Origin of the sequence: Candidatus Latescibacter sp. (assembly GCA_030692375.1) — a bacterium.
Classification (GTDB): domain Bacteria; phylum Latescibacterota; class Latescibacteria; order Latescibacterales; family Latescibacteraceae; genus JAUYCD01.
The window spans coordinates 1-2,305 of record JAUYCD010000183.1; the positions used below are offsets into that span (position 1 = coordinate 1).

The following is a 2,305-nucleotide window of genomic DNA, read 5'->3' on the forward strand; positions in this document are numbered from 1 at the left end:
CAGGGTAAATGGCTCAAAATACTTGAACTCGCAGCCTGATATCTTCTCACTAAATATTATTAAAATTCTGTATCGTCGTTGTAGCTGTGGTAATGTGGTAAACGCAATGCGTTTTCCAATTGAGTGTCAATATGTTGAAAAATTCCCTATCGTTTTCAAAATGTTAATACTCACGGCATTTCCACAGCTTCTTGCCACTTCCTTTAATACCCTCCTTGTCTCTCCTATCTTTTCATATTATTTTTGACAGTACCGTGAATCATAACATATTCTGTATTCCCTGTATTGTTTCGGCCCGCTTTTCAATAAGCTCAGATACCGGTGCCTGGAGAATGATACTCAATGACTGAGTTTCAAGCCAGATTCTTGGTTGAGTTTGATCATCAAACGGACGTTTCAGCGTACATAAATCCAAATAGATTCGCTGCATCTCTAACCCGAATTATTCATAAAAAAGGATTTTCTTTCAGTAAGCCTCAATACTACAGCCCCCTAAATCCCCCGAAGGGGGACTTAAAAGATTGAAAGACAAAGCGTAACAGTATTACTAATTATGTTGCACTTACATGTTATTATATTTACCATGTTAAGTCCCCCTTTGGGGGATTTAGGGGGCTGCCTTCTAAAAGTAGGCATAAGTATTTGTTTAATAATAAGTTGAGATAATACTTATGTAACTTTATGAATAATCCGGGCTAATACCTTGCCATTATGAAACTAAATAATAATATAACGACAAAAAAAAGAAAAAGTTAATAATCTATAGGCTTGCCAAACTCCATTTTTCAGAGCGCCTCGAGTATGAAAAAACCACACAGACTTTGGACGGGGGGGATCATTTTTGCTTTTCTTCATATATTTCTCTCCAGCCTCCTCTGCCTCCACTTTTCCACAGCAAACGCCCGCATATCGTCCACCGAATCGAACTCATCCACAATCTCTACTCCGAGCAGGGTTTCAAGAACATCTTCGAGGGTCACTATCCCTGCGTTGCCGCCGTATTCGTCAACCACTTCAAAGAGGTGTTCACGGCGGTTGATGAACTCGTCGAGAAGATCGGCGATCGGTTTGGATTCCGGAACGGCAAAGATGGGACCTATCAGTGCCTCGACACGGGTGTCGCCTTTCCCGGAGCAGAAAGCCTCGATAAGTTTGTCGTGATGCAGGAGCCCTATGACGTCATCCAGCCCCTTATTGAATACCGGAATGCGGGTAAACCGAATAGGCGGTTTGAGGGACATGGCTTCGTTAACGGTCTGGTCTTTCTGGAGGGCGGAGATGACCGAGCGGGGGGTGAGTATGTCCACGGTGCGGATTTCGCTCAAAAGGAGAAGGTTCTCGATGATCCGCGCCTCTTTTTTGAGGAGGATACCCTCGCTGACCGCGTTTTCCGCGAGCACGATGATTTCCTCGCGGGAGATGGGCGTATGTGACGGTTTCCGGGAAAGAATGCGGGAAATGGCTTCCGATGCAATAACCACCGGGTAGGCCAGATACATCAGCCCTAAAGTGGCGTATGCTGCAAAAGGTGCCGCTTTTTTCCAGTGCGCTGCGCCGAGTGTTTTCGGTATTAACTCTCCGATAACTAGAATACACACGGTCATCACCGCGGAAGAAATGGCCACCAATCCGCTCCCGAACACTTCATAGGTCTGTGCGCCCACAGCAGCAGCCCCGGCTATTTCACCAATAGTGTTGAAAGTGAGAATGGCGGCGAGGGGGTGATTGATCGTTCTCTTCATTTTTCGAAGAATCCGGCCGCTTTTCCGCCCCTTTTTCATGAGAAGCGCGGCGTACGAATAGGAGACGGAGAGAATCACCGATTCCAGGAAAGAGCAGCAGAAAACGACAGTGAGAGCAAGAAAAAAATAAATGAGCAGAGCCATCATGGTATAATGGTCCCCTGGATGTGAAATATCTCCGTTTCGTGATTAATTATAATAATCACTATACAACTGCATATATATTTGTAACCGTAAGAGGTATTAGATTCTGAAACGGTTTTATCGTTCCCGCGAAGCGGCAACGAGTACAGGATGACATATGTCATGCCGAACTTGTTTCGTCATCTATATCCGATCACTCACTTTTTCAAAGAGCATACTCGAAAATACTTTTCTGGCCATCCCCCAGAATTTTTGTACTAATGTTTGTAACTCCTTACAATGCTTATCGTTATAAGAATAATTTTATGTGAAAGTATTATCGGATAATTGCATGCCTTCTTGAAGGACTGATCCCCCCTGTCCTTTGGCATCCCCCCTTTTTAAGGGGGGAAACATATTGGCAGGCAGTATCTTACCCC

At 44.5% G+C, this 2,305-nt stretch carries 2 protein-coding genes; one reads left to right on the forward strand and one right to left on the reverse strand.

Features of this window, described 5'->3' with window-relative positions:
- Positions 1–247 (forward strand): hypothetical protein (locus Q8O92_10930; protein MDP2983829.1); only part of this gene is annotated, 247 nt, incomplete at its 5' end.
- Between the two features lie 604 nt (positions 248–851).
- Here the strand turns inward: Q8O92_10930 and Q8O92_10935 are convergent.
- Positions 852–1,889 carry a hemolysin family protein gene (locus Q8O92_10935; protein MDP2983830.1) on the reverse strand — a complete coding sequence of 346 codons (1,038 nt, stop codon included), beginning with the start codon at positions 1,887–1,889 and terminating at the stop codon, positions 852–854.
- Between the last annotated feature and the right edge of the window lie 416 nt (positions 1,890–2,305).